The 25054-nt window shown below is 62.9% G+C and carries 18 protein-coding genes and 1 pseudogene; 7 read left to right on the top strand and 12 right to left on the bottom strand.

Translation table 11 applies throughout. From position 1 onward, the window contains the following. The 6 genes and pseudogenes from TX80_RS20110 to TX80_RS12785 all read right to left on the bottom strand — a co-directional run. Positions 1-147 (bottom strand): annotated as a pseudogene (locus tag TX80_RS20110) (PKD domain-containing protein); the annotation flags it as partial. Between the two features lie 244 nt (positions 148-391). After that, a complete protein-coding gene (locus TX80_RS12765) occupies positions 392-2071 on the bottom strand; it encodes a S8 family serine peptidase (RefSeq protein WP_049923510.1) in 1680 nt (559 codons plus the stop codon). Positions 2072-2232: 161 nt separating this feature from the next. Next, complete coding sequence (locus TX80_RS12770) at positions 2233-3585, bottom strand: PKD domain-containing protein (RefSeq protein WP_049923511.1); 1353 nt, start codon at positions 3583-3585, stop codon at positions 2233-2235. 9 nt (positions 3586-3594) lie between these two features. Then, complete coding sequence (locus TX80_RS12775; RefSeq protein ID WP_049923512.1) at positions 3595-5340, bottom strand: glycosyl hydrolase family 18 protein; 1746 nt, start codon at positions 5338-5340, stop codon at positions 3595-3597. A gap of 42 nt (positions 5341-5382) precedes the next feature. Further along, a complete protein-coding gene (locus TX80_RS12780) occupies positions 5383-7170 on the bottom strand; it encodes a glycosyl hydrolase family 18 protein (protein ID WP_049923513.1) in 1788 nt (595 codons plus the stop codon). A 427-nt stretch (positions 7171-7597) separates the two neighbouring features. Beyond that, a complete protein-coding gene (locus TX80_RS12785; protein ID WP_049923514.1) occupies positions 7598-8764 on the bottom strand; it encodes an ABC transporter ATP-binding protein in 1167 nt (388 codons plus the stop codon). A gap of 125 nt (positions 8765-8889) precedes the next feature. On the opposite strand from TX80_RS12785, the gene nagZ reads away from it, so the two are divergent. Further along, the gene (gene nagZ, locus TX80_RS12790; RefSeq protein ID WP_049923515.1) at positions 8890-10476 is read left to right on the top strand and encodes a beta-N-acetylhexosaminidase; all 1587 of its coding nucleotides are present in this window, start codon (positions 8890-8892) and stop codon (positions 10474-10476) included. Between the two features lie 115 nt (positions 10477-10591). Here nagZ and TX80_RS12795 read toward each other — a convergent pair whose 3' ends face one another. The 3 genes from TX80_RS12795 to TX80_RS12805 are packed head-to-tail and all read right to left on the bottom strand — an operon-like array spanning position 10592 to position 13809. Further along, on the bottom strand, positions 10592-11467 hold the full coding sequence (locus TX80_RS12795) for a carbohydrate ABC transporter permease (protein WP_049923516.1): 876 nt from the start codon (positions 11465-11467) through the stop codon (positions 10592-10594). Continuing rightward, complete coding sequence (locus TX80_RS12800) at positions 11464-12453, bottom strand: carbohydrate ABC transporter permease (protein WP_049923517.1); 990 nt, start codon at positions 12451-12453, stop codon at positions 11464-11466. Before TX80_RS12800 ends, TX80_RS12795 begins: the two co-directional genes overlap by 4 nt. 51 nt (positions 12454-12504) lie before the next feature. Continuing rightward, complete coding sequence (locus TX80_RS12805; RefSeq protein ID WP_049923518.1) at positions 12505-13809, bottom strand: extracellular solute-binding protein; 1305 nt, start codon at positions 13807-13809, stop codon at positions 12505-12507. A 174-nt stretch (positions 13810-13983) separates the two neighbouring features. Here TX80_RS12805 and dgoD point away from each other — a divergent pair, with 174 nt between their 5' ends. Beyond that, positions 13984-15135, top strand: a complete 1152-nt coding sequence (gene dgoD / locus TX80_RS12810; RefSeq protein WP_049923519.1) for a galactonate dehydratase — start codon at positions 13984-13986, stop codon at positions 15133-15135. A gap of 304 nt (positions 15136-15439) precedes the next feature. On the opposite strand, the gene TX80_RS12815 is transcribed toward dgoD, so the two are convergent. Together TX80_RS12815 and TX80_RS12820 are read right to left on the bottom strand one after the other, a co-directional pair. Beyond that, positions 15440-16144, bottom strand: coding sequence for a PIG-L deacetylase family protein (locus TX80_RS12815; RefSeq protein WP_049923520.1), 705 nt, complete (start codon positions 16142-16144; stop codon positions 15440-15442). A gap of 70 nt (positions 16145-16214) precedes the next feature. After that, positions 16215-16964: an IclR family transcriptional regulator gene (locus TX80_RS12820; RefSeq protein ID WP_049923521.1), complete on the bottom strand. Its 750-nt coding sequence runs from the start codon at positions 16962-16964 to the stop codon at positions 16215-16217. Positions 16965-17078: 114 nt separating this feature from the next. On the opposite strand from TX80_RS12820, the gene TX80_RS12825 reads away from it, so the two are divergent. From TX80_RS12825 to TX80_RS12835, 3 genes are read left to right on the top strand one after another with little or no spacing between them, the layout of a single operon-like run. Next, entirely contained in the window at positions 17079-18293 is a 1215-nt protein-coding gene (locus TX80_RS12825) for an aminotransferase class V-fold PLP-dependent enzyme (protein ID WP_049923522.1), read from the top strand. A 58-nt stretch (positions 18294-18351) separates the two neighbouring features. Continuing rightward, the gene (locus tag TX80_RS12830) at positions 18352-18732 is read left to right on the top strand and encodes a RidA family protein (protein ID WP_049924076.1); all 381 of its coding nucleotides are present in this window, start codon (positions 18352-18354) and stop codon (positions 18730-18732) included. After that, complete coding sequence (locus TX80_RS12835) at positions 18729-19790, top strand: glucose 1-dehydrogenase (protein WP_049923523.1); 1062 nt, start codon at positions 18729-18731, stop codon at positions 19788-19790. The genes TX80_RS12830 and TX80_RS12835 overlap by 4 nt, the downstream gene beginning before the upstream one ends. 422 nt (positions 19791-20212) lie before the next feature. Here the strand turns inward: TX80_RS12835 and TX80_RS12840 are convergent, their stop codons facing one another. Continuing rightward, on the bottom strand, positions 20213-22657 hold the full coding sequence (locus TX80_RS12840) for a methyl-accepting chemotaxis protein (RefSeq protein ID WP_049923524.1): 2445 nt from the start codon (positions 22655-22657) through the stop codon (positions 20213-20215). A gap of 533 nt (positions 22658-23190) precedes the next feature. Between TX80_RS12840 and TX80_RS12845 the strand changes: the two genes are divergently transcribed. Continuing rightward, the gene (locus TX80_RS12845) at positions 23191-24129 is read left to right on the top strand and encodes an ABC transporter ATP-binding protein (RefSeq protein WP_049923525.1); all 939 of its coding nucleotides are present in this window, start codon (positions 23191-23193) and stop codon (positions 24127-24129) included. Beyond that, a complete protein-coding gene (locus TX80_RS12850) occupies positions 24126-24965 on the top strand; it encodes an ABC transporter permease subunit (protein ID WP_049923526.1) in 840 nt (279 codons plus the stop codon). Before TX80_RS12845 ends, TX80_RS12850 begins: the two co-directional genes overlap by 4 nt. Positions 24966-25054: the final 89 nt, after the last annotated feature.

Raw genomic sequence — 25054 nt, forward strand, 5'->3', positions numbered from 1 at the left:
GGCGACCCGATCGCCGCTCGTGTACACGGCGTCGGGATCCCACTCGGGGTACTCCCGTGCGCTGGCTGCGGCCCCGACCGCGAGCCCGGCAAGCAGCGCGGAGATCCTAGACGTCGTTTGCAGTACGTTACGTCGTGTGTGGTTCATGGTTGGTGGTCTCCGTTGCTCGCTCGGTCCCGTGTCGGTGCCGGAGTCGAGCGCCGACGACGCATCGATTACACAGCAGCAACTGCGAGTCCGATCACCGATCGGCCCGTCACCGACGACGGTCCGAGCGCGCCAAAAGTTACTATCCCTGAGGACAAAATTATTGCGGAATATATAGAATATGTATTATTTACCCTCGAGATCGGACGGTCTCGAGGGCCGCCCGGTCCGTCTCCGAACGCGGTCAGCAGTCCGTGACGTGTGACCAGCGCCAGCTATCGCGGCTCGGCGGGACCGTCATCACCTGCGTCGTCGCTTCCCAGACGGCACCGTCGTAGGCGACCCGGTCGCCGGCTTCGTAGACCGTCGAGTTGTCGTACGTCGGGTACTCGCCGCAGTCGCCCGGTTCGCCGTTGCCGCCCTCGTCGACGGTAACGGTAACCGAGTCGCTGTCGCTTTCGCCGTCCCCGGTTACGGTCAGCGTCGCGGTGTACTCACCGTCGCCGTCGTAGCTGTGAGTCACCGTCTGCCCGGTCGCGGAGGCACCGTCACCGAACGCCCACTCGTAGGTGTCGATCGGTCCGGCGGAATCGCTCCCGTCGAACGTGACGGCCTCCCCCGGTTCGACGGTCGTCGGGGACGCATCCGCGACGGCCGTGACCTCCTCCGGCGGTTCGCCGCCGCTGCCGACGAGGTTTGCGGCATCGACGCGACCGGCACCCTGTTCGTTGGCGGGGAGGCCGACGTCGACCGCCGACTCCTCGAGGGCCGAGCGCAGTTCGCTTGGCCCCCACTCGGGGTTGGCGGCGAGGCCGAGCGCGGCGACGCCCGCGACGGCAGGCGACGCCATCGACGTGCCGGACATGTTGTCGTAGCCGCCGTTCGGGACCGTCGAAAGGACGCCGACGCCCGGCGCAGCCACGTCGATCTCCGGTCCGGTATTGCTGAAGCGAGCGAGGTTCTCCGAGGAGTCCAGTGCCGACACCGCGACGCAGTTCGAAAGCGCCGCCGGGTAGGAGACGCAATCGGTACACGGGCCGTCGTTGCCCGCCGCCGCGATCGGCAGCGCACCGTTGTTGTGTGCGTAGTTGATGGCGCTTTCGACTACACCGCTCCGCCGTGGGGCACCGAGACTCAGATTGATGATGTCAGCGCCGTTGTCCGCAGCCCACTGGATTCCGTCGGCGATGTCGCTCCAGGAACCGCCGCCACCCCCGCCGAGAACACGCACCGCATAGAGGTGCGAGTTCGACATTCCGGCGACCCCGTCGCCGTTGTCCGTCGTCGCCGACGCGATGCCGGAGACGTGTGTTCCGTGTTCGGCGTTCCGTGCGGCCGGATCGTCGGTGCCGCCGGCGGGATCGGTTCCCGGATTCGAGCCGAACCGATCCTGAAGATCGGGATGCTCGTAGTCGGTCCCCGTGTCGACGACGGCGATCGTTACGTCCTCCGATCCGAGCGTCGTCTCCCACGCTTCCGGCGCGTTCACCTGCTGTGGGGCGTACTGCTGGGTGAAGTTGGGATCGTCCGGCTGGTTCTGTCCCGTTTCGACGTCGTCGAACGCGTAGTAGGTCCCGTTCTCTTCGACGAAATCCACACCGTCGGTCCGCTCGAGGCTTCGAGCGACGTTCGAATCGGACTGTGCGCTTGCCTCGTCGGGAACCTCGACGGCGAAGTAGCCCAGCGTATCGTTCCGGTGGACGACGCTCGCGTCGGAGGGGAGCTGTCGCTCGACGGTGCGCTGTACGGAGGCCGTACTCGTCGTCGGAGCCGTACTGACCAGCAACTCGTTCTGTTTCGGACCCGGATCACGTCCGGGCTGTGCGGCCGTCAGACCGCCCAGTGCCGCGATACTACCGACTGCTCCGAGACTACGGAGTACGTCCCGTCTCTCGGGTTGCGTTGGGTTGTTGTTTTTTCCCATACTGCACCCGCAATATATTTACTGGGCGCACTTGTATTTTATTAATAGAATATATACTAGTAATTATTTACATGCTGGACTGAAAGCGTCGCCAGAGCAGCGGCTCCCGCCGCGTGCTCGAGCGGCGGGGAGACGAGGCGGCGACGATCCCTTTCGGTCGGTTAACCGTCCTCGAAGTCGTAGTAGATCTCGGAGAACGTCCCGTCGGAGTCGTTGTAGAGGGCCCAGTAGGAGAGCAGCCCCATTCCTCGGTCCGTCGCGAAGTCGACGAGATCCCGGGCGACGTCGGGCGTGAGCGACTCCTCGCTGACGTCCGGGGTGTTTCCGAGCATCGCCCAACACTCGGCGGTCGACCTGTCGGGATAGACGTCCTCGAGGAACTCGACGGTGCCCTCACACGCCGAGACGATCTTGTCGTAGGTCGTCGGGCCCATCACCATCGTCATGATGTTGACGTACTCGAGGTCGACGCCCTTCTCGGCGGCATCGCGGACCCACGTTCTCGCCTGTGCGTGGCTCGAGTTCGCGATCCCGTTCTCGTCGGCCGGGACGGTATAGCCCACTGTAACTTCCGGGCGCTCGTCCTGCAACATCGCGAGGGCTTCGTTGCGTCGTTCGTAGATGGGCTGGTCGCGTCGGTGGGCGTTCTCGTCGTCGATATCGATGTGCGTGACGCCGAACGTATCGAGAACCGCCGCGTACGCGTCTTTCAGCTCCGTCGCGGAGTCGGCATCGCGAGCGATGGTTCGGCCCTCCCAGCCGCCGATCGAGAGCCACACCTCGATGCCCTCGTCCTGCAACGTCCGAATCTCGGGTTCGTACCTCGAGAGCGGATGCTGGTCACACGAGCCCTGATTACAGCCCGTCAGCCATCCGGGGTTGACGTCGCCGTCGGCGGTCGCATCGCCGAGAAACGACACGACGACGCGATCGGTATCCGCCTCGAGCGTCCCGCCGACGATGTCCCCCCAGGTGCCCTGGTAGGGTGCAAACGCGCCGTCGACTGTGATCCCGTCCCGTCCACCGACGTGGACGGTCGTCGACGTCGAATCCGAATCGCCGTCGGCGGTCTCGACGGTCAGCGTCACCTCGTACTCGCCGTCCTCGTCGTAGGCGTGGGTAACGACGGCACCGTCGGCGGTCGTTCCATCGCCCAGCTCCCAGGCGTAGGAGACGACGTCGCCCTCCGAGGCGGTCCCGTCGAACTGCACGTCCGTGCCCGGATCGGGGGTAGAATCGCTGACGTCGATCGATGCGGTCGGGCCGGGATCGTACGCTTCGATCTCCTCCCATGGACCCCATTCGCCGCCCTCGCCGGGTTCGTCGCCGCGGGTCCACCACTGGGCTTCCCAGACGGAGCCGTCATGGACGACGCGGTCGCCGCTCGTGTACACGGTGTCGGGGTCCCACTCGGGATGCTCCCGTGTGGCTGCAGCGGTGCCCGCTCCGACGCCGGCGACGGCGGCGGAGAGCTTCGATGCGGTACGGAGTACGGATCGTCGTGATCGGGTCATTGTCGTGGGTCAGATCGTCTCGAGGATCGTATCCAGCAGCGTCTCGTTCCAGTCCTGGGAGAGTTCCCAGAACATCACGCCCCCCATGCCGCGTTCCTTGGCGAACTCGACTTTCGCCTCGATGGCCTGCTCGTCGTCGTAACTGATGAAGATCCCCTCGTCCTCGTTGACGAGGGACGGAACATCACCCATGTCGTGACGGCTGACCTTCCAGTCGGGCTCGTCACGCATGTTCTCCTCGATGTCACCGAAGTCGAACGAGCCGGTCGGGTCCGCGCCGTCCTCGAGGAGGTGGTGCCACGTTCCCTCGGGAAGCCCCGAGTAGCGCGAGCCGAGTTCGGGCGACTGCCACTCGCCGACGGTAAAGCCGCGGCCGTAGAACGGCATCCCGAGCACGAGTTCGTCGTACTCGGCGGGATCGGCGGGTGGATACTGCCACTGGTTGGGCCAGTACCCCTCCTCGCCGTGATCCCCGGCCCACAGCGTGTCGACGGAGTACTCCGCCCAGTACTGTTCGCCGTCGGGGTAGACGTCGCGGTCGTTCGTCGGATGCGTGTCGGGACCGTACAGCGGCGCGTTCAGACCGATCGTGTCCATCCACTCGCCGGTGAAGTCGTAGGCCATGACGTACACCGAGTCACAGATCTCGCCGACCTGATCGTGACGAAGCCCGCCGGCGTTCCAGTCGGAACCGCCGTTGGCGACCGACAGGTAGTAGTGCTGGCCGTCCTCCTTGCCCGCCTGATCGAGGTGGTCGCGGAGTTCCTCGAGCAACAGGACGTGGTTCTCGTAGTCGTCGTCGTTGCCACACTGACACTCGCCCTGTTCCGGCCCGGGGTGTTCCCAGTCGATGTCGATCCCGTCGAAGTTGTACTGCCGCATCAACTCGACGCAGCTCTCGGCGAAGGTCGTCCGCAGGTCGGGATCGGCCGCGACGATGTGGAAATTGTCCGAGAGCGTCCAGCCGCCGATCGAGAGGTGGAACCGACAGTCGACCTCGTCCGCCAGGTCGGCGAACTGCTCGAGGTTTTCCTCGTGTGTCTGGCGCGGAACGTCGAACTCGGTCTCGTCGTTCTCCGGCGGGAAGACGTTCCCGTTCTCGTCCAGCGCGATGAACGCGTAGAGAACGTCGGTCACCTTGTCGAACGGGATGTCGTCCGGATAGTAGTCCTGCTCGGCGTTTGCCTTCCAGCCGGGGTAGTAGCCGACGACCTTGAACTCGTCGTCCGGCCCCTCGATCTCGTCTTGGACGGTAATCTCGAGGCGGTCGGTGTCGGTTTCGCCGTCGGCGTCGGCGACGGTGAGTTCGACGGTGTAGTCGCCGGTCTCGTCGTAGGTGTGCGTGACGACCTCGCCGGTGGCTTCGGTCCCGTCGCCTAAGTCCCAGGCGTAGGCGTCGATCTCGCCCGTCGACTCGGTGCCGTCGAACTCGACGTCCTCGCCGAGCTCGACGCGTGACGCGCTCGCGGTGATCCGTGCCGACAGCCCCGGTGGCTCGGGATCGGAGCCTTCGACCTCCTCCCAGGGACCCCATTCGCCGCCTTCGCCCGGGACGTCTCCTTTCGTCCACCACTGGGCTTCCCAGACGGAGCCGTCGTAGACGACCCGATCACCGCTCGTGTAGGCGGTGTCGGGGTCCCAGTCGGGATACTCCTGTTCCTGTGCGGCTGCTGCCGCCGAACCCGCGCCGAGGCCGGCCAGCAGGACGGATATTTTCGATGCGGTACTCAGTACGGTGCGTCGTGATCGTTTCATCGGTTGAGTCGTCTCTCGTCGGTCGATCGTTCGAGGCTGTTCCTAACCGTTGAGCGTCGTCCAGAGCGTGTTGATGAGATCGCCCTCGTAGGTATCGCCGCCGACCGCCCACAACATCGTTCCGCCGTAGGGCGATTCCCTGAGCCAGTCCATCTTCGCCTCCATCGACTGCTCGGTCTCGTGGGAGATCATCAGCCGCTCCTCGGCGTTCCAGCTCCAGGCGGCGACCGCGTCCTCGTCGAAGTACGTCTCCCAATCGGGTCCGTCGAGGTCGACCGGGTTGCTGCCCTGACGGCCGTCCGATTCGAGGTCGAACCACTCCCAGACGCCCGCGTAGCTGGTTCCCATGGACGGGTCCCAGCTCGGGTACGAGCCCTCGCCGCTTGCGTCCCTGCCTTCGCCCTCGTACTCCTGAAAGAGGCCGTCGTCCTCGCCGGTCCCGAAGTCACCCTCGGGCGGCTGCACGTCCGTCCAGCTTCGCCCGTAGAACGGTACCGCCATGTTGAGCTGATCGGGATCCCAGCCCTGTTCCGCCCAGTACTCGAGGGCGTATTCGGCGTTCCAGACCTCGGAGTCATCGAACGGATCGTCGGGGTTTTCCATCAGCGGGGCGTGATGGCCCGTGGTGTCGCTCCAGATCCCCCGGTAGTCGAAGGTCATCACGAGGACGAAATCGAGAATCTCCGAGAGCTTCTCGTGCTCGAGTCCGTCGTTGCCCTCCGTCGTTCCCTCGACGATTTCGGGACTGGCGCTGACGGCGGCCGAGAGTTCGTAGGGTTCGGCCCGGTCGGGATCGTTCTCCGCGGCCTCGTCGAGTTGCTCGCGGACCTCCTGACACAGGAGCGTAAAGCGTTCCTGATCGCCCTCGCGGACGACGTTGTCCACGTCACAGACGGGGTCGTCCGCGGTACAGCCGCCACCGCCGGGGAACTCCCAGTCGATGTCGATCCCGTCGAGGTTCGCTTTCTGGACGAGGTCGACACAATCGCTGGCGAAGCGCTCCCGGTTCTCCTGGGTGAGTGCGGCGTCGGAGAAGTACTCCGAGTCGCCCCAGCCACCGATCGAGAGGATGAACTTGGTGTCGTCCCGTTCGGCGGCGTACTCCGCGAACGTCTTGCCACGGTCCGGCCCTTGCCAGTCCTCTTCGGCGTAGAACACCTGTTGGCCGTGGCTGTCACCGACGAGGTTGATTGAGCCGTCCTCTTCGGGTCGAGCGAACGCGTACTGAACGTGAGTAACCTTGTCGAACGGGATGTCGCCCGGAACGAAGTCCCGGTCGTACTGTGCCCACTGTCGGTAGTACGCGACGACGCGGTTCTCCTCGGCGGACGGGTCGCCGGCGGTGATCGTCATCGAATACGTGTCGGTCTCGCCGTCGGCGTTTTCGACCGTCAGCGTGACGTCATACTGGCCCTCGTCGAACGAGTGGGTGACGGTTTCCCCGGACGCGGTCGTGCCGTCGCCGAACGTCCATTCGTAGGCCTCGATTTCGCCCTCCGAGTCGCCGGCGTCGAACTCGACTGCTTCTCCGGGGTCGGGAAACTGCGTACTGACCGAGAACTGGGCGGTCGGTCCGTCGTCACCGCCGCCGTCTTCTTCGACTTCTTCCCAGGGACCCCACTCGCTGGCTCCGGGTTCGTCGCCTTGGGTCCACCACTGGGCTTCCCAGACGGAGCCGTCGTAGACGACCCGATCGCCGCTCGTGTACACGGTGTCGGGGTCCCATTCGGGATACTCTTGTGCCGCTACTGCGGTGCTCGCACCGATGCTCGCAAGTAGTGCGGACAGTTTCGTTGCGTTCCTGAGTACGGTTCGTCGCGTGCGTTTCATTGGTTGTCGAATTTCGGTATGGTCGTCGGACGCTACACCCGGTCGCAACCCGTTGCGACCCGCCTAGCATTCTTTACTCGCTATATAAAATAATATCTTAACTATAGAGATACTTTTTATTGAATCACACTTCATATTTCTATTTATAATTGGGAATATACCTTACTACAGGCTCTCAGTGCCGAAATTCTTCCGCAAGCGAGGACGGGACAGTACTGCTACTGAGTACGGTCGTCGAATCGAACCGGGTCGCACCGTCGATTCCGGTAATCGTTACTATGTTGTGTAATTACACACCACACCAATATTACGTCCCACACCGCAAAAAATCTATCGGATGGGATGGCGGAACGGCTTGGTCCACGAGCGTGGCGAAAACAAACGGGTCGTCCGATCACGGACGGTCCCGTCACAGTTCCGCCGGCGGTTACACCGTCTCGACCTGGCTGTCGGCGTCGGCGAGCGTCCCGGCGTCGATCGGTTCGTCGCTGTGTTTGACGGACCGGCCGGAGTCGGCGTCGAAGAGATGCATCTTCGAGGCGGGCACGTGCATGTGGAGTCGTTCGCCGGGCGCGGCCCCGACGTGGCCGTCGACGGTCCCCGTGATCGTCTCGTCGCCGACCTCCAGATAGACGTTCGTCACGTCCCCCATCGGTTCGGTGACGGTGACTTCCGTCTCGATCAGCCGCTCCGGTTCCGAATGCGTTCCGGGGGCGTCCGTGAGTGACACGTGCTCCGGTCTGATTCCGAGGACGAGGTCGGTGCTGTCGAGGTCGCCGGCGAGCGACTCCGAAAGCGGCATCGTAAAGGCCGGATTGACGAGCGTCCCCTCCTCCGGATCCGCTTTCACCTCGAGGAAGTTCATCGGCGGCGATCCGATAAACCCCGCGACGAACCGGTTGGCCGGTCGGTGATAGCACTCGAGTGGCGTCCCGACCTGCTGTAGCTGGCCGTCGTTGAGGATCACGATCCGATCGCCCATCGTCATCGCCTCGGTCTGATCGTGCGTGACGTAGATCGTCGTCACGCCGAGTTCGTTTTGTAACTGCTGGAGTTCGGTTCGCATCTGCGCCCGGAGCTTCGCATCGAGGTTCGAGAGGGGTTCGTCCATCAGGAAGACGTCCGGATCGCGGACGATCGCCCGCCCGAGCGCGACCCGCTGTTGCTGTCCGCCCGACAGTTCGCCCGGCCTGTCGCCGAGCAACTCGGTGATGTCCATCATCTCCGCGACCTCCTCGACACGGGACTCGATCTCGTCGGCCGAGAGCTCCGTCGACATCTTCAGCCCGAACGCCATGTTCTCGCGGGCGGTCATGTGCGGGTACAGCGCGTAGTTCTGAAACACCATCGCGATGTCCCTGTCTTTGGGCTTTTCGTCGGTGACGTCGGTGCCGTCGAACCTGATCGACCCGCTCGTGACGGTCTCGAGTCCGGCGATACACCGCAGCGTCGTCGACTTGCCACAGCCGGACGGCCCGACGAGGACGATGAACTCGCCGTCGTCGATCTCGAGATCGAGCCGCTCGACGGCGCGGATCGGCCCGCTCGGCGAACTGTACTCTTTCGTCAGGGCATCTATGTCAATCCGGCCCATTCGTTACGTATGCTATTGTCGAGGTATATATAGCTATCTGACCCGCATGTACGGGCGGTGTGGCCGAAATCAACCGGCAGTCCGTCGCGATAGAACTACGTACGACCGCGCGTGATTGTCTGGCAATGCTCACACCAGACGTGAGCGAGCTCGATCTCGCAACGAAAGTCGGACAGCTGTTCGTCGTCGGATTCGACGGAACCGAGCCGACCGACGAGCTTCGTCGACTCATCGTCGACTACCGCTGTGGAAACGTCATCTACTTCAGCCGAAACGTCGAGACGCCCGCACAGGTCGCGACGTTGACCGAGCAACTACAGGAGATCGCGCTCGAATCCGGGCCGGGACTTCCCCTGTTCGTGATGGCCGATCAGGAAGGCGGCGTCGTCTCACGTCTCGACTGGGGGACGGAACTGCCGGGGCAGATGAGTCTCGGGGCGAGCGGGGACCCCGACCTCGCCCGGACCGCCGGAGCCGCCGTCGCCGCCGAACTGGCGGCGCTCGGCATCAACTTCGATCTGGCTCCGGTACTCGACGTCAACAACAACCCGCAAAACCCCGTCATCGGGGTTCGTTCGTTCGGCGAGGAGCCCGAACTGGCGGCCGAACTCGGGGCCGCCATGGCGACGGGAATGCAGTCCGAGGGCGTCGTCGCCTGCGGGAAACACTTCCCGGGCCACGGCGACACCAGCGCCGATTCTCACCACGAACTGCCCGTCGTCGACCACGACCGCCGCCGACTCGAGGCCATCGAGTTCGCCCCGTTCCGGGCGGCGATCGACGCCGGCATCGACGCGCTCATGACTACCCACGTGTCGTTTCCGACCATCGTCGGCGACGCGGAGACGCCGGCGACGATATCGCCCGCGGTACAGCGCCGGCTGTTACGCGAGGAACTCGGCTTCGACGGGTTGCTCGTAACCGACGGCATGGAGATGCGCGCCATCGCCGACACCGTCGGGACGCCGGAGGGCTGTGTCCGGGCGCTCGAGGCCGGCTGCGACCTATTGTTGGTCTGTCATACGCCGGAAACGCAAGCGGCCTCGGTCGAGGCGGTCCTCGAAGCGGTCGAGTCGGGACGACTCGACGAGGCGACGATCGACGAGGCCGTCGAACGCGTGCTCGAGTATAAACGCCGCCGACAGGTCGGCACGGAGTCGCCGTCCGACGACCGGTGGCGTCGGGCGGCCGACCGGTCCCGCGAGGTCGGCCGCGCGATCGCGGCGGCCGGGATCACGGTTCCGCGGGACCGCGACGGCACGCTTCCGTTCGCCGCCGATCGACCGCTCCATCTGGTCGGCGTATCGGGGAGCCGGGCGTCGCCGGCCGAAGACGACCGGTACAGTTCGACGCTGGTGGCCGATGCGCTGACGGCAGCGGGGTTCGACGTCCGCCACCACGAGGTCGGCGAGCCGAACGATCTCCCGGCGCTCGAGGAATCGGCGCAGGTCATCGTTGCCGTCTACGACGCGATGGCCGACGCAAAACAGGCGGCGATCGTCCGGGCACTGGACGATGCCGACCGCGACCTGCGGTTCGTCGCGTTGCTCGTCCGGAACCCGTACGACCTCTCGCGGTTTCCCGACGTCTCGACTGCGGTTTCGACGTACGACTACACGCCGTCGACGCTCGAGACGCTCGGGGAGATACTGAGCGGAAAGCGGGCGGCAACCGGACGGCTGCCCGTCACGGTCCCTGACTTTCACGAGTAACAGCAACGGCACTGCGACGACGGTCCGAGGTCGTGTTCCTGCCGTCGCGAGATCGAGCACTCGGCTCGAGGTGTGGATTCCGAAACTGTGGGAGACGAGTGGGTGAGGCGGCCGGCTACTGCTTGACGCCACCTTCCGTAAGCCCCTCGACGATGGGCTTTTGGAACAGGACGAAGATGAGCAGGATCGGCACCGTCGCGACCGTCGACGCGGCCATCATCTCGCCCCAGTAGTTCTGGTCTCGCTCCATGAACTGCTGGATGCCGATCGAAAGCGGCGTCACGTCGCCTCTCGCCATGACCGAGGCGAACAGCACCTCGTTGAACGCCACGAGGAAGACGAACATCCCCGTGGCGGCGATCCCCGGCGCTGCAAGCGGTAACACGACGCGAAACAGCGCCTGAAACCGGGTACAGCCGTCGACGCGCGCGGCCTCCTCGAGCGAGGGCGGAATCGTATCGAAGAACCCGCGAAGCATCCAGATGGCAAACGGGACCGCGAAGGTCGTGTAGACGAAGATGATCCCCTGATAGGTGTTGATGAGTTGGACGCCGACGACGTCGTGGATCGTGCGAAACAGCATGAACATCGGCAGCAGGATCAGGATGCCGGGGATCAGTTGCGTGCCGATGAGCGATCCGCCGACGTACCGGCGACCCGGGAACCGATAGCGCGAGAAGGCGTAGCCACCGAGACAGGCGATAAACAGGGCGATCGCGGTGGTCACGCTCGCGATGATGAGGCTGTTCATGAAGTACTCGACGAGGTCGACGCGCTGCCACATATCGATGTAGTTCCGGTAGTGAAACGAGTTCTCGACGAGGCTCGGATCGCCGCCGGCGATCTCGAATCGGGTCCGGAAACTGTTGAAGACCATCCAGTAGATCGGGAACAGCGCCCAGATCAGGATCGTCAGCAACACGCCCTTGGCCGCGAGATCGAACAACCGATCCTTCGTTCGCTCGGAGGGAGACCATTCCGACGGGATCATTGGCTTTCCTCCTCCTCGAAGTCGCTTTTGATAAAGCGACGGTAGTAGATCGTCGCAAGCGTCATCGCAACGACGAACAGGCCGACGCTCATCGCGGCACCGCGACCGAACGCGAACGCCCGAAACGAGAAGTTGTAGATGTACACCATCGTCACCTCGACCGACGAGGGTGGATTCCCACCGAACATCACGTATGGCGTGGTAAAGTCGATCATCGTCCACAGCAACATGAGCAGGATCACGACCCCGGAGACAGGCTTGAGTTGTGGTAACGTCACGTAGCGGAATTTGCCCCAGCGACCCGCCCCGTCGATGGCGGCAGCCTCGTAGAGCTGTTGTGGGATCGACTGAAGCCCGGCGTACAGCATAATCATCACCCAAGGGAACTGCAGCCAGACGTGCGCGATCGTCATCGACCACAGGGCCTGATCGCCGATCAGCCAGAATATCGGCTCGTCGAGGAGGCCGACGGACATGAGCACGTGGTTGATGATCCCGGAATCCGAGAGAAACATCATCCGCCAGACGTTCAGGGTCACGATCGCCGGCGCGATCCAGGGGAGCAACAACAGCGTTCTGACGACGAACGATCCCTTGAACCCCCGATCGAGGATCAACGCCGCCGTCAGGCCCAGCCCGTAGGTCCCGATCAGGACGCCGAGGGACCAGAGGACGGTCCGGGACATCGAATACCAGTACCGGCTCCCGATCGTCGTCGTGGGATCCATCACGAAGGCGTAGTGCTCGAGACCGACGAACGGCGCACTCGTCCAGTCGGCGATGTGGTTCGCGTCCACGCCCATGAAGCTGATCGTGATCCCCCACACGACCGGGACGAAGTGGACGACGAACATCATCGCCAGCGCGGGAAACAGGAGCTTGTACGCGTACCGATGTCGCTCATCGAGTCGCTTGTACAACGGCAGGTAGCGACCGAAATCGGTCCCGAACACGCGGTCACGTAACCGTATAGATGAGCGTGCCATGGTCTGTAACGTTCGAGATCGGTGTTAGTTCTTTCGAAGACACGGACGAAATCAACTCGATTGAGCCTGGTCGACGAGTTCCTGTGACACCTCGGCGGCCTCGTTCAGGATCTCCTCGGACCGACCTTCCTCCCAGTTGCCCGTGACGACATCCTCGAGCCACGTCCCGATGGAGTTTGCCAGTTCCCCCTCGAGTTCGCTCAACCCCGGAATCATGGGATAGTGTCGGGCGTCCGGAAGGACGTCGTCGTGGAACGACTGGCTGAGTTCGTCCTCGAACTGGGGGAGGTCGAAGGCCTCCTCGACGGTCGGCAGGAGGCCGATCCGATCGGCGAACTCCGCGTTCGCCTCCGGCCGTGTGAGCCAGGCGATCCATTCGGCGGCGTCCTCCTTCTTGTTCGACCACGGTCGGATACCGAGCCCCTCCATCCCGAAAAACGTCGATCGATCGCCCGTCGGTCCGGCGGGGAGTCGTCCGATCGTGAAGTCGTCCAGATCGGCCTCACCGCGATCGAGGTACTGGTCGACGGGACTCAGATCCTGCATGATCGCCCCGACGTCCTCGTTGATCAGGGCTCCGTTGAACTCGTCGACGCCCCACTCGGCGATCTGTCCCGGCATGATCTCCTCCTCGACGAGGAGATCCTTCCAGAAGTTCAGCGCCTCGACGCCCTCCTGTGAGTGAAAGCGGATCTCGTTGGTCTCCTCGTCGGCGACCTCGCCGCCGTTTTGCCAGAGGAACGTGATAAACGCCCGCGGTAGCTCCCAGCTGACGCCCATCATCGCGTACAGGTGTTTCTCGGGGAACTCCTGCTGGAAGGCGCGTCCCTGCTCGACGAGTTCGTCCCAGTCGTCGGGTTGGCCGTCGATTCCCGCTCGCTCGATCAGGGGATCGTACTCGAGATACCCCAGCGGTCCCCAGAACCACGGCACCCCGTGGATCTGCCCGTCGTAGTCCATGATATCGGTCACCTGGTCGAAAAACCCGCCTCGATCCGGCAGCGCCCCCTCGAACTCCGAGAGATCCACCCAGCCGCCGGCGTTTGCCTGCTGTGGGAGAAACGTCGACGCGATGTGATCGACGTCCGGCCCGGTACCGGCCTGGATATCGGTGACCTGCGAGTCCGGGACGTCGGCCCAGGTCAAAAACTCGTGCTCGACTTCGATCCCGGTTTCGGCCTCGAACGCGTCCGACTGTTCCTCGAGCCACTCGGCTTCCGGTTCCTGCCCGATATACCGCGCCCGGACCACGTCCCCCGAACTCGAGCCGCTCAATCCGTCAAGACAGCCGGTGAGTCCGATCGACGTCGTCGCGCCAGCGTACTGCAGGAGCTTACGTCGGGTATGTGATCTCATATCATTCGTACCCCGGACAAATCTTCTTAGAGATGCTATATAAAGCTTTCTTCCGACTCGCAGTTCCGTAGAATGCACGCCCGGGCCGCTCGAAGCAGTCCAACGGCGGCTCTCGCCCGACGGGGTATTCGACACGAGTCAAACGTTTATTGTCGACTGTCACGAACGGGCCGTATGAAAATCGTCGACTACGAACTGTTCGAAGTCCCGCCGCGCTGGCTCTTTCTGAAACTCGAGACGGCGGACGGCTTGATCGGGTGGGGGGAGCCGATCGTCGAAGGTCGCGCCCGGACCGTCCGTACTGCGGTCGACGAGATCATGTCCAGCTATCTGCTCGGCAAAAACGCACACCACATCGAGGACCACTGGCAGGCGATGTACCGCGGCTCGTTCTACCGGGGTGGACCGGTACTGATGAGTGCAATCGCCGGAATCGATCAGGCGCTGTGGGACCTCAAGGGACGGTCGTTCGGTGCGCCGGTCTCCGAGTTACTCGGGGGCAAAACCAGAGAGCGGATTCGGGTGTATCAGTGGATCGGCGGCGACCGCGTCGACGAGATCGGGACCGAGGCAAAGCAGCTGTGTGACGTCGGGTACACCGCTCTCAAGATGGACGCGGCCAATCAGATGCGCCACCTCGAGCCGCCGGCCGCGGTCTCGGAGATCATCGCGCGCGTCGAACACGTCCGCGAGGTCGTCGGGCCGGAGGTCGATATCGTCGTCGACTTCCGGGGCCGAATCTCGAAATCGCTGGCGAAACGCGTCGCGAGCGAACTCGAAGCCTTCGACGTGATGTTCATCGAAGAGCCGGTGTTACCCGAGAACCTCGAACACCTGCCCGCGCTTGCGTCTCGGACGACCGTGCCGCTGGCGACGGGAGAGCGGCTCTACTCCCGATGGGACTTCAAACCGCTGTTCGAACGGGGCGGCATCGACGTGGTTCAGCCGGACGTCTCCCACGCCGGCGGCATCTCCGAGATGCTCCGAATCGCGAACATGGCGGAAGCACACGACGTCGCGGTTGCACCGAACTGTCCGCTGGGACCGATCGCACTGGCGGCGTCGTTGCAGGTGAGCGCGGTCGTTCCGAACCTGCTCGTTCAGGACCACGGGTTCGACATCTATCCCGCACCGAAAAGCGCCGCGGACAACTACCTCGCCGATTCCTCCGTTTTCGACTTCGAAAACGGGTATCTCAGTCCGCTCGAGGGTCCCGGACTGGGGATCGAGATCGAGCAGGACGCCGTTCGCGAACGCGCCCAACAGAACCTGAACTGGCACAATCAGGTGTGGCGACACGAGGACGGCAGCGTTGCGGAGTGGTAACTCGCTGTTTCGTTCTCGGAAACTATCCGCCGGGATCCGAGCCAATCGGGGTCTCGTTCGTTGTCTCGGCCGGTGATTTACATACGTACGTATGTAATTCATTGCTGCGCGCTCGCCATTGTGTTTCGCATCGGGAAACGAGTAGGGAGTGATCCCAGCGATGTGCTTGCTCGACGGATCCGAGCGCGTCGCTGACAAAAACGTGTTGTCCGGGCGCGTTCCGGGCCGCTCACCGCTCCGCGATATCCCGGTCGACGGGTCATGTCGGTCTCCTCTCGGCGGAACAGCGCTCGCCAGCTGTGGTCTACTCCTCGAGATATGCCTGTGCGGTTTCGTGAAACGGAACGAATCCTTCGGCGCTGTCGACGCCGGTCCGTTTTCCGAGGACGGTGTTCTCCGCGGCAACCCCGTCGACGAGGTTGTCGAACTCCGCGTCGATACCGCCGTGGGACTCGAGGAACTCGACCTGTGACTCGTGTTGGGCGATCGCGTCGGCTTTGACCTCCTCGTATCCGGTGATATCGACGTAGACGGACGGTTCGAAGTCGGCGGTCGGTTTGCCGAAGTAGTAGACGTTCTCCGGGTCACAGGGGTCCGCGTCCGTCTCGACGAGGGGCAGCGACGCCATGTAGTACGCGTCGGTGACGAGTCGCGACGTGACTCGGTGGTCCGGATGCATATCGTCCCGGTAGTGTGTCAGTACGACGTCCGGGTCGTACGCGCGGATCGTTTCGACGATCGAGAGCCGGTTCTCGAGCGTGTACTCGATGCGGCCGTCGTCGAATCCGAGAAACGTAACCGCCGATGCGCCGAGCACGTCGCCGGACCGGTGGGCTTCCGCCTCCCGGACGGCAGCGATTTCGCTTTCGGTCGTATCGGTTCCGCCGTATTCGCCGCGTGTCATGTGGGCGATCGTAACCGTATCGCCCCGATCGGCGTGTTTCGCGAGCGTTCCACCGCAAAAGATGTCCGCGTCGTCCGGATGCGCAACGATGGCTAACAGGTCCATGGACAGCCCGACTGTCGAAGGCGACCGGGTTAATGGTTTCCCCTCCCACGGCGAAACCAAGCAAGCGGGATCACCGCGAGAGGCTCGACTCGATCATTCGGCTCGCGCTGAAGAGGATCCCGGGAACGTTCTCCTCGAACCGTTTCCCGGAGAGTTCGTCGGCCCAGCCCGAAACGAAGACCGCACCCGTCGTCTGCTCCGTCGAGACGCCGACGGCGACGCTGTTTACCCGCGAAAACTGCTCCTGTCGATCGAAGGCGACGCCCCGTTCCCGGACCCGGTCGAGTTCGGCACGCAACGCGGAGTCGCTCGTGATCGTGTACTCGGTTCGTGCCGGCCAGCGACGTTCCTCGAGAAGCGACGCGACCGCCTCGGGCGAGCGCTCGGCCAGAATCGCCTTCCCTGCGGCGCTACAGTGGGGAAACCGCGTGTTGTAGGCGGGGAACTCGCGTTCGGCGTGGGCCGAAGACAGGTAGACATCGAGGATGCGTCCATCGCGTTCGATAGCCAACCCCGCGGCTTCCGTCGTCATCTCGGCGAGTTCGTCGACCGGCTCCGTCGCCGCGTGGCGCAACTCGGTCGTCGATCCGACTCGAACGCCGTAATCGAGAAAGCGAACGGACGGCAGGTAGCGCCCGTTCGATCGCTCGACGTATCCCAGCTCGTGCAGCGTCGACAGGTGTTTGGAGACGCTGCCTTTCGAGAGATCGGTTCGCTCGGCGATCGCCGTCACCCCGAGGGGCTCGGGCGCGTCGGCGACGATCTCGAGGATCGTCATCGATCGAACGGTCGCGTCGATCGTGGTGTCGCTGCGATCCATACGCGAGTCTCGGCGGAAACACACATAGTTGTTTCCGTAGCCGAAACGCCTGTAAACACCCCCAGCAACCGAACTTATTTATAGTCAGTGATCTGATTAGCTGCCACACGACAGATGAGTGACCGAACTGTATACGACGAGCTGGGTGTCCCCCGTGTCGTCAACGCGTCCGGAACGAAAACTCGGATCGGCGGCAGCCGTATCCGACCGGAAGCCGTCGAGGCGATGGGGCGGGCGGCGACCGAGTTCGTGCGGCTTTCGGACCTCCAGGCGGAAGCGAGCGAACGCATCGCCGAGGCGACCGGCTCGGAGGCGGGCTACGTCACCTGTGGCGCAGACGCCGGGCTGTTGCTCGCCGCGGCTGCGGCGCTTGCCGGCGACGACCCGAGTGTCATGGATCGCCTTCCGAAGACGGACGGCATCCCCGACGAGATCATCATGCCCCGAACCCACCGGACCGGCTACGATCACGCGTTCCGCGCGGCCGGTGCGACCATCATCGATGTCGGGACGAACGATCGAACGCTCGGCACCGGTTCGACCGCCGTCGAACCCTGGGAGATCGAAGCGGCCATCTCCGACCGAACGGCAGCGATCGGCTACGTCCAGAAACCGTACACGGAACCGGCCCTCTCGACTGTCACCGACATCGCGGCCGATCACGGCGTTCCGGTCATCGTCGACGCGGCCGCCGAACTCCCGCCGACCGCGAACCTCTCCCGGTTCATCGACGAGGGCGCGGATCTCGTCGTGTTCAGCGGAGGCAAAGCGATCCGTGGTCCACAGACGACGGGTATCGTCGCCGGCCGTCGCGACCTCGTCGAATCGATTGCCCTCCAGCAGCTCGACATGCACGCCGCCGGTGACGTCTGGGAGCCGCCGAGGTCGCTCATCGAAACGGACTCCATCGACGGCGTCCCGCGCCAGGGGATCGGACGACCGCTGAAGGTCGGGAAGGAGGAACTCGTCGGCCTGCTCGTCGCGCTCGAGTCGTTTCTCGACGCCGACCACGAGGCGGCCCGCGACCGGTGGCTCGAGGCCGCGGCGGACGTGACCGAGGAGCTATCGTCGTTGCCCGGCGTCGATCCGACGCTCGATGCGGGTGGAGGCGTCTCGGTCGCGCCGGAGGTCGTCGTTCACATCGACCCCGCCGGGACACCGTGTTCGGCGACGGAACTCGTCCGGACGCTCCGTGCGGAAACGCCCCGCGTGTTCGTCGGCGCGGATCGCCTCGACGAGGACGTAATAACGATCAATCCGATGTGTCTCGACGATTCGGAACTCGAGTACGTTATCGACCGCCTGCGAACCCACCTCGCCCCCGCGTGATCGCATCGACAACGATCGAAACACATATGATACCTGTTACCCATCACCTAGCTTGCCGATGGAAGAAATAGCGACAGCAGACGCGCCGGAGAGTATCGGCCCGTTCTCGCAGGCGATCCGCGATGGTGACCGCCTGTTCGTCTCGGGACAGGGACCCGTCGACCCCGATACGGGGGAGATCGTCAGCGACGATATCGGCGAACAGACACACGCCGTCATGGAAAACATTCGGTCCGTTCTCGAGGCCGGGAACAGCTCCCTCGGGAACGTCGTCAAGTCGACGGTGTTCGTCACCGACATGGACGACTACGACGATATCAACGCGGTCTACGAACAGTACCTGACCGAACCCTACCCCGCACGCAGTGCGGTCGAGGTCTCGCGGTTGCCCATCGAAATCGGCGTCGAGATCGAGGTCGTCGCGCGAGTCGAGTCATGAAGGCGATCGCCGTCAAACGCGGGGAATCCCGGCCGCGACTGATCGAAACGCCGCGGCCAGAACCGGCCGCCGGCGAAGCGCTGGTCCGGACGTTGCGGGTCGGGATCGACGGGACCGACTTCGAAGTTCTCGAGGGCAACCACGGCGGCTTTCCCGCCGACTGCGAGCAGCAGATCCTCGGTCACGAGGCCGTCGGAGTCGTCGAGGATCCCAACGACACCGCCCTCGAGGACGGACAACTCGTCGTCCCGACGGTCCGCCGGCCGCCGGGCGATTCCAACGCGTACTTTCGGCGCGGAGAGCCGGACATGGCACCTCCAGAAGCGTGTCTCGAGCGCGGTATCGACGGCGCTCACGGTTACATGGCGGAGTACTTCACGAGTCCGGCGGCGTTTCTGGTCCCGGTTCCGCGGGCGTTCGCGACGACCGGCGTCCTGATCGAACCGATGAGTAACACGGAGAAAGCACTCGAACACGCCTTCGCGTCCCGGTCGGCGTTCGACTGGCACCGGGAGTCGGCGCTCGTGCTCGGAAACGGCCCGCTTGGTCTGTTGACGCTGGCGCGCGTGCGATCGGAGTTCGATCGCACGTACTGTCTCGGCCGCCGCGACCGCCCCGATCCGACGATCGATCTCATCGAGCGACTCGACGCGACGTACGTCGACTCGCGCGAAACGCCGGTCTCGGACGTCCCCGAGGTCCACGAGTCGATGGACCTCGTCTACGAGGCCACGGGCTATGCGAAACACGCCTTCGAGACGGTCGAGGCACTCGACCAGAACGGCGTCGGCGTGTTGCTCGGGTTACCGGACGACGACGCGTTCGAACTCCCGGGGGGACGACTCCATCGGAAACTCGTCGAGGGCAACCGGGCCATCGTCGGCAGCGTCAACTCCCACATCCCACACTTCGAAGCCGCGCGGGAGACCCTCGCGGCGCTTCCCGACTGGTTCGCCGACGACCTGCTGACGCACGTCTTCGAACCGACTGCCGTCGACGACGCCTTCGCCCGCGACCCGGATCGGATCAAAACCGTCGTCGAGTTCGATACGCTTTGATCGTCGGTCGACCGGCCACAGCTATTTCGAGATTCAACAATACATACCTAATCTAGTATTTCCCCGTTCCTCTCCGATCATATTTCGATCAAAATCGGTAGCGGGTAGTGAGAAACGCGATCTATTATTGAAAAGTTAATGGCTATGTGGGGAGTAAATACCATTATTACGGCCCCTGCAGCTGATACCGTATTCAACCGGAATCGGACTCGTCAGTCATTCATCATTGGGATTCAGAAAGTACTAGATTGATAGTATGATCTGAAAACAGACATAGTTGGCGAAGTTAGGGGTTGTCATACCGGTGCCGACCTCGACGGTCTCGAGGCCCCGCCGTCGTCGTTCACGTCGTTTCACTCGAGTCAGCGCCGTCTTTCGTAGCCGCTCGGAAAAAGGCCAGCGTGGCGTCGACCGGCTGGAGTTCAGTCGTCGCCGGTGACCGTCGTCGATGCTCGGGTCCCGTTCTGGACGCGCTGGACCTCGAACTGATCGAGCAGGTCCTGTAACTCCTCGGACTTCTCGGAGAGTTCGTCGACCTGGTTCGTAACTTCCAGCACCTGTGCCGTCTGTTCTTCAGCGGCGGCAGACAGTTGCTCGGTTGCGGCGGCGGTGTCCTGGCTCATCTCGCCGACGTTTTCGATCATCGTCACGACTTCTTCCGTGGAGGCGGCCTGATCGTCGGTCGCCCCGTTGATGGACTGGACGCTGCTGTTCAGTTCCTCGATCTGTTCGACGATCTCCTCGATGCTTTCGACCGTCCGCTCGACCGTGTCGGTTCCCGAAGAGACCCGCGTCCCCATCTTCTCCATGTCCTTGACGGTTCGCTCGGACTTGTGCTGGACGTCCTTGATCAGGCCCTTGATCTCGTCGGTCGCCTGTTCGGTGTCCTCTGCGAGTTGCTTGATCTCCCGAGCGACCACCGCGAAGCCTTCGCCGGCGTCTCCGGCACGGGCGGCCTCGATACCGGCGTTGAGCGCGAGAATATTGGTTTCCTCGGCGATCGTGTTGATCAACGACACCACCTCGTCGATTTCGGCCACTTCCTGTTCTAACGACGAGACTTCTTCGATGGCCGACTCGGTCTGCCGTTCGATCGTCTCCATCTCGGTGATCGCCTCCTCGGCCAGTTCGACGCCGTCTTCGCCCGTATTCACGGCCGCCTCGGACTGGGATACCATCTCGTCCGCCGAGGCGGCGATCTCCTCGATCGTCGCCGACAGGTTCGACATCTCGCCGGAGACCTGCTGGATGGTTTCGTCCTGCTGGTGGGTGTGATCGCTGATCTGCTGGGCGGAGTTGCTGACCTCCTGGCTTGCGACCTCGATTTCGTCGATGCTCTCGGTGATCTGTTGTCCGGACGCTTCGACGCTGTTGGCGAAGGCCTGAATGTCACCGAACGCGGACTCGAGTTCGTCGAGCAAGGCGTTCAACTCCTCGACGATGCTGTTCATCGCCTCGTTGTCGGTCGACGTCGATAGCCGCTTGGTGAGGTCGCCGTCGGCGACCTGCTGGACGACGGTGTCGATCTCGTTTGCCTGTGACTCGAGAGCAGCCGCGAGCTGTTCGGCCTCCTGCTTTGCCCGCTCGGCGTTCTCCCTGGCTTCTTCGGCTTCCTTGCTCGACTGATCGATTTCGTGGATGAACCGCTCGAGATCCGTCTGCATCTTCGACATCGACTCGCCGACCCGTCCGGGGATTTCCTGATCGAGCGCGTCGCTTTCGAACTCCTGGTTCGAGAGCGCCTCCGCTTGCAGCGTGATCGTGTGGAGATACGACTTCGTGTCCCGGAACGCGTCCCGAAGTCGCCCGACTTCGTCGATTCGCCCCCGATTCTCGATTTCGACGGAGAGGTCCCCGTTCGATATCGCATCGGCCTGTTTCGAGAGCGCTTCGATGTCCCGCAACGGTCCGCGGTGAACCATGAATCCGACGAGGACGAACCCGACGAACGTCACGCCGATCAGTATCAGCAGCTCCCACTGGACCTCCTGCTGGATGGTCATCGCGTTCGATCGTGGGGCTTTCTTGACGACGACCCAGTCCGCATCACCCGGGACCGAGTGATAGCCGATAACGCTGTCTTCGGTCAGGATCGACCCGCTCATCTGTTTCCCGGGGTCCGTCTCGAGGATGCGCCGTCCGACTTCGGTCTCTTCCGGATCGTACGCGCCGAAGATGTTCGATTTGTTTTCGTCGAACAGGATATCGCCCGTCGTTCCGCCGTGGACTCTCGTCTCGGTCCCTTCGATCGGCGTCGAGAAGCCCTCAGCACGAACGCTCGTTCTGTAGACGACCACGACCGCGTGTTCGCCATCCTGGGTTGGCGATGCGATCGCCATCGACGGGTCGCCGTCGTCGTCGTATACCCACGACCTGGCTACGTCAGCGTTCCCGTCGAAATTGAACCCCGCATCCGGCGGCCAGACGATGTTCGCCGCCTCGAAGTTCTTCCCCTGGAGCGATCGCTCGGTGCTGGCGACGATCGTCTCGCGTTTCCCCTCGGAGTGCCGTTCAGGATCGCGTTCCACGAGGTGAATGGCGGCGACTTCGGCCGGTTGCTCGTCTAATTCAGCATCCAGCGACTCCTGTATCGTACTCGTCTCGTTTGCCGTGAATCCCTCATGGCCCGAGAGGATCCGGACCGCTTTTTGCTCGCCTTTGATCCACTCGCCGAACGTATTCGCCTCGAGTTCCGCGTTCGTTTGCATCGCGTTCAACTGCTCTTCGGCGACCTGATCCGACACTCGCGCTTCCGTGAGGATTCCGACTCCGATCACCGCGGCGACGATCACCAGCGAGGCGAGCGCCAACTTTATCGTATAACTAGACCGAACGACGTCCGGGAGGTGTTTCTCGATATCAACCATTTATCTAAACGTCCGAAACCGGATAGTCCGCCGTGGACTGTCTCGCTGTTCTATCCGACCGTATATGTCTTCTCGAGAATATGTTAGTAGTACTGTCTTGTCTTGTTCGAACAACATAGAACACCAATTCCAGTGTATTTATTTATCACTTATGGCAGAATCGGATCTATCCACCACCACAATCAGCGTAATTATAATAATTATGCTAATTATGGTTATCTTACTAATGATCCGTTGTGTACCGACTAAAATCCACGAGGTTGTTCGAATCCTCTTCGAGGATCGAATCCTCAATAAATCGAAGGGGTACCCGAATGGATGGGGAACGCTACTTACATTCCTCGCGGAAACCGAACATTCGTGTGGCCAACCGTCGTTGGTACTCGAGGTTTGGAGCGGAAAATCGGCGAATAACAGGTACCTTCCGCGACTATAGTCGCGGATGTTCGCGTCAGCAGACGTGTTCTATGTTCCCGGATCAAATTCCCCGAAATCGGAAAAAATTTGTGCAGTAGTATTGGTATACTAATACGATGGCGACGATAGAAACGAACGATCTCACGAAGGAGTATCCCGGCGGTGTTCTCGCCGTCGATAGCCTCGATCTGCGGGTCGAAGACGGCGAGATATTCGGCTTTCTCGGACCGAACGGTGCGGGAAAGTCGACGACGATCAACATGCTCCTTGGGTACGTTACCCCGACTGCCGGACGCGCCGCCGTTCTCGGGGACGACGTTCGAGGGGACTTCGCTACAACCCGGAGCCGGATCGGCGTCCTTCCGGACGGCTATAGCCTGTACGACCGCTTGACGGCCCGCGAGCACCTCGACTGGGTCATCCGCACGAAGAACGCGAACGACGATCCCGACGCGATCCTCGAGCAGGTCGGTCTTGCGGACGCGGCCGATCGGCGCGCAGGCGGGTTCTCGAAGGGGATGAGCCAGCGGCTCGCGTTCGGGATGGCCCTCGTTGGCGATCCGGACCTCCTCGTACTGGACGAACCCTCCTCCGGACTCGACCCGACCGGCAAACAGGAGATGCGGGAGATGATCCGCGAGATGGCCGACGCCGGGACGACGGTGTTTTTCTCGAGCCACGTCCTCCCCGAGGTCGAAGCGGTCTGTGACCGCGTCGGCATCATGTCCGACGGGAACTTGGTCGCTGTCGATAGCATCGACGCGCTTCGTGAGGGACTCGACGGGGCAGCACGCATCGTCTTGACCCTCGAGTCGGTGCCGGACGACCTCGGTCTCGAACGGCTGGACGGCGTCGAGGGCGTTTCGATCGACGGGACCGAGGTCAGCGTCGACTGTCGTCGCGCCGCCGTCAAGGCCGACGTGGTGCGACACGTCGACGAGCGGGCGACGATTACCGATATCGTCTCCAAGGAAGCCTCGCTCGAGGATCTGTTCAACAGTTACACGGACGAGACGCCGGACGACGAACGACAGTCCCCGGAGGTGACGGCATGAGCACACTGGACGTGGCTCGGAAAGATTTCCTGGATACCCGTCGCTCGAAGGTCATCTGGCTCGTCATCTTCATCTACACTGGGTTTGTGGGACTGCTTATGTTCATTCAACAGGACCAATTGGAGTATCACGAGACACTCCGTGCCGGCGTCGTTTCGAATCTCAATAATATCGTCGGTCTCGGGGCGTATCTGATTCCGATCGTCGCGCTCGTCGCGGCCTATCTCGCAATCGCCGGCGAGCGCGAGACCGGCAGCGCCAAGTTCCTGCTCGGACTGCCGAATACGCGCCGGGACGTCATCGTCGGTAAATTCCTCAGCCGAAGTCTCGTGATCGCACTCGGTATTACGAGCGCGTATCTCGTCGCCGCTGGACTGCTCGTGACTGTCTATCCCCTCTTTCCGGTTACCCCCTTCGGCGTGATGTTCGGCATGATGCTCCTCTATGCCGTCGCCTACGTCGCGGTCGCCATCGGTATCTCCGCCTCGGTCACCAGCAAGGCACGCGCGGCGGCCGTCGGGTTCGGATTATACTTCGTGTTGAACGTGCTCCCGATTTTCATACTCCCCGGCGACATCGTTCGGAAACTCCACACCGACGTGCTCGGCGCTTCCGAATCACCAGTTCTCTACCACTTCGTGTCACAGTTGGTTCCCCTTGAAGCGCTCACCCGCGGGATTCGCCCGGTCACCAACTATGACATGATGGGTGGTCCCCTGCCGGAAGACGCCCCGTTCTACGTCCAGCCCGAGTTCATGCCCGTCGTCCTCTGCGTATGGATCGTCGTTCCGCTCGTGATCGGTTACTACCGGTTCCGGTCTGCCGACGTAAGCTGACCGACGTCGGTGGCGGAATTTGCCAGTTTCAGACCCCTATTTTCGCCTGTGGGGTGATTTGGGATCGTCTCGAGGGAGGAGCAATGACC

Source organism: Halopiger djelfimassiliensis (genome assembly GCF_000455365.1).
In the GTDB taxonomy this organism is placed as follows: Archaea; Halobacteriota; Halobacteria; order Halobacteriales; family Natrialbaceae; genus Halopiger_B; species Halopiger_B djelfimassiliensis.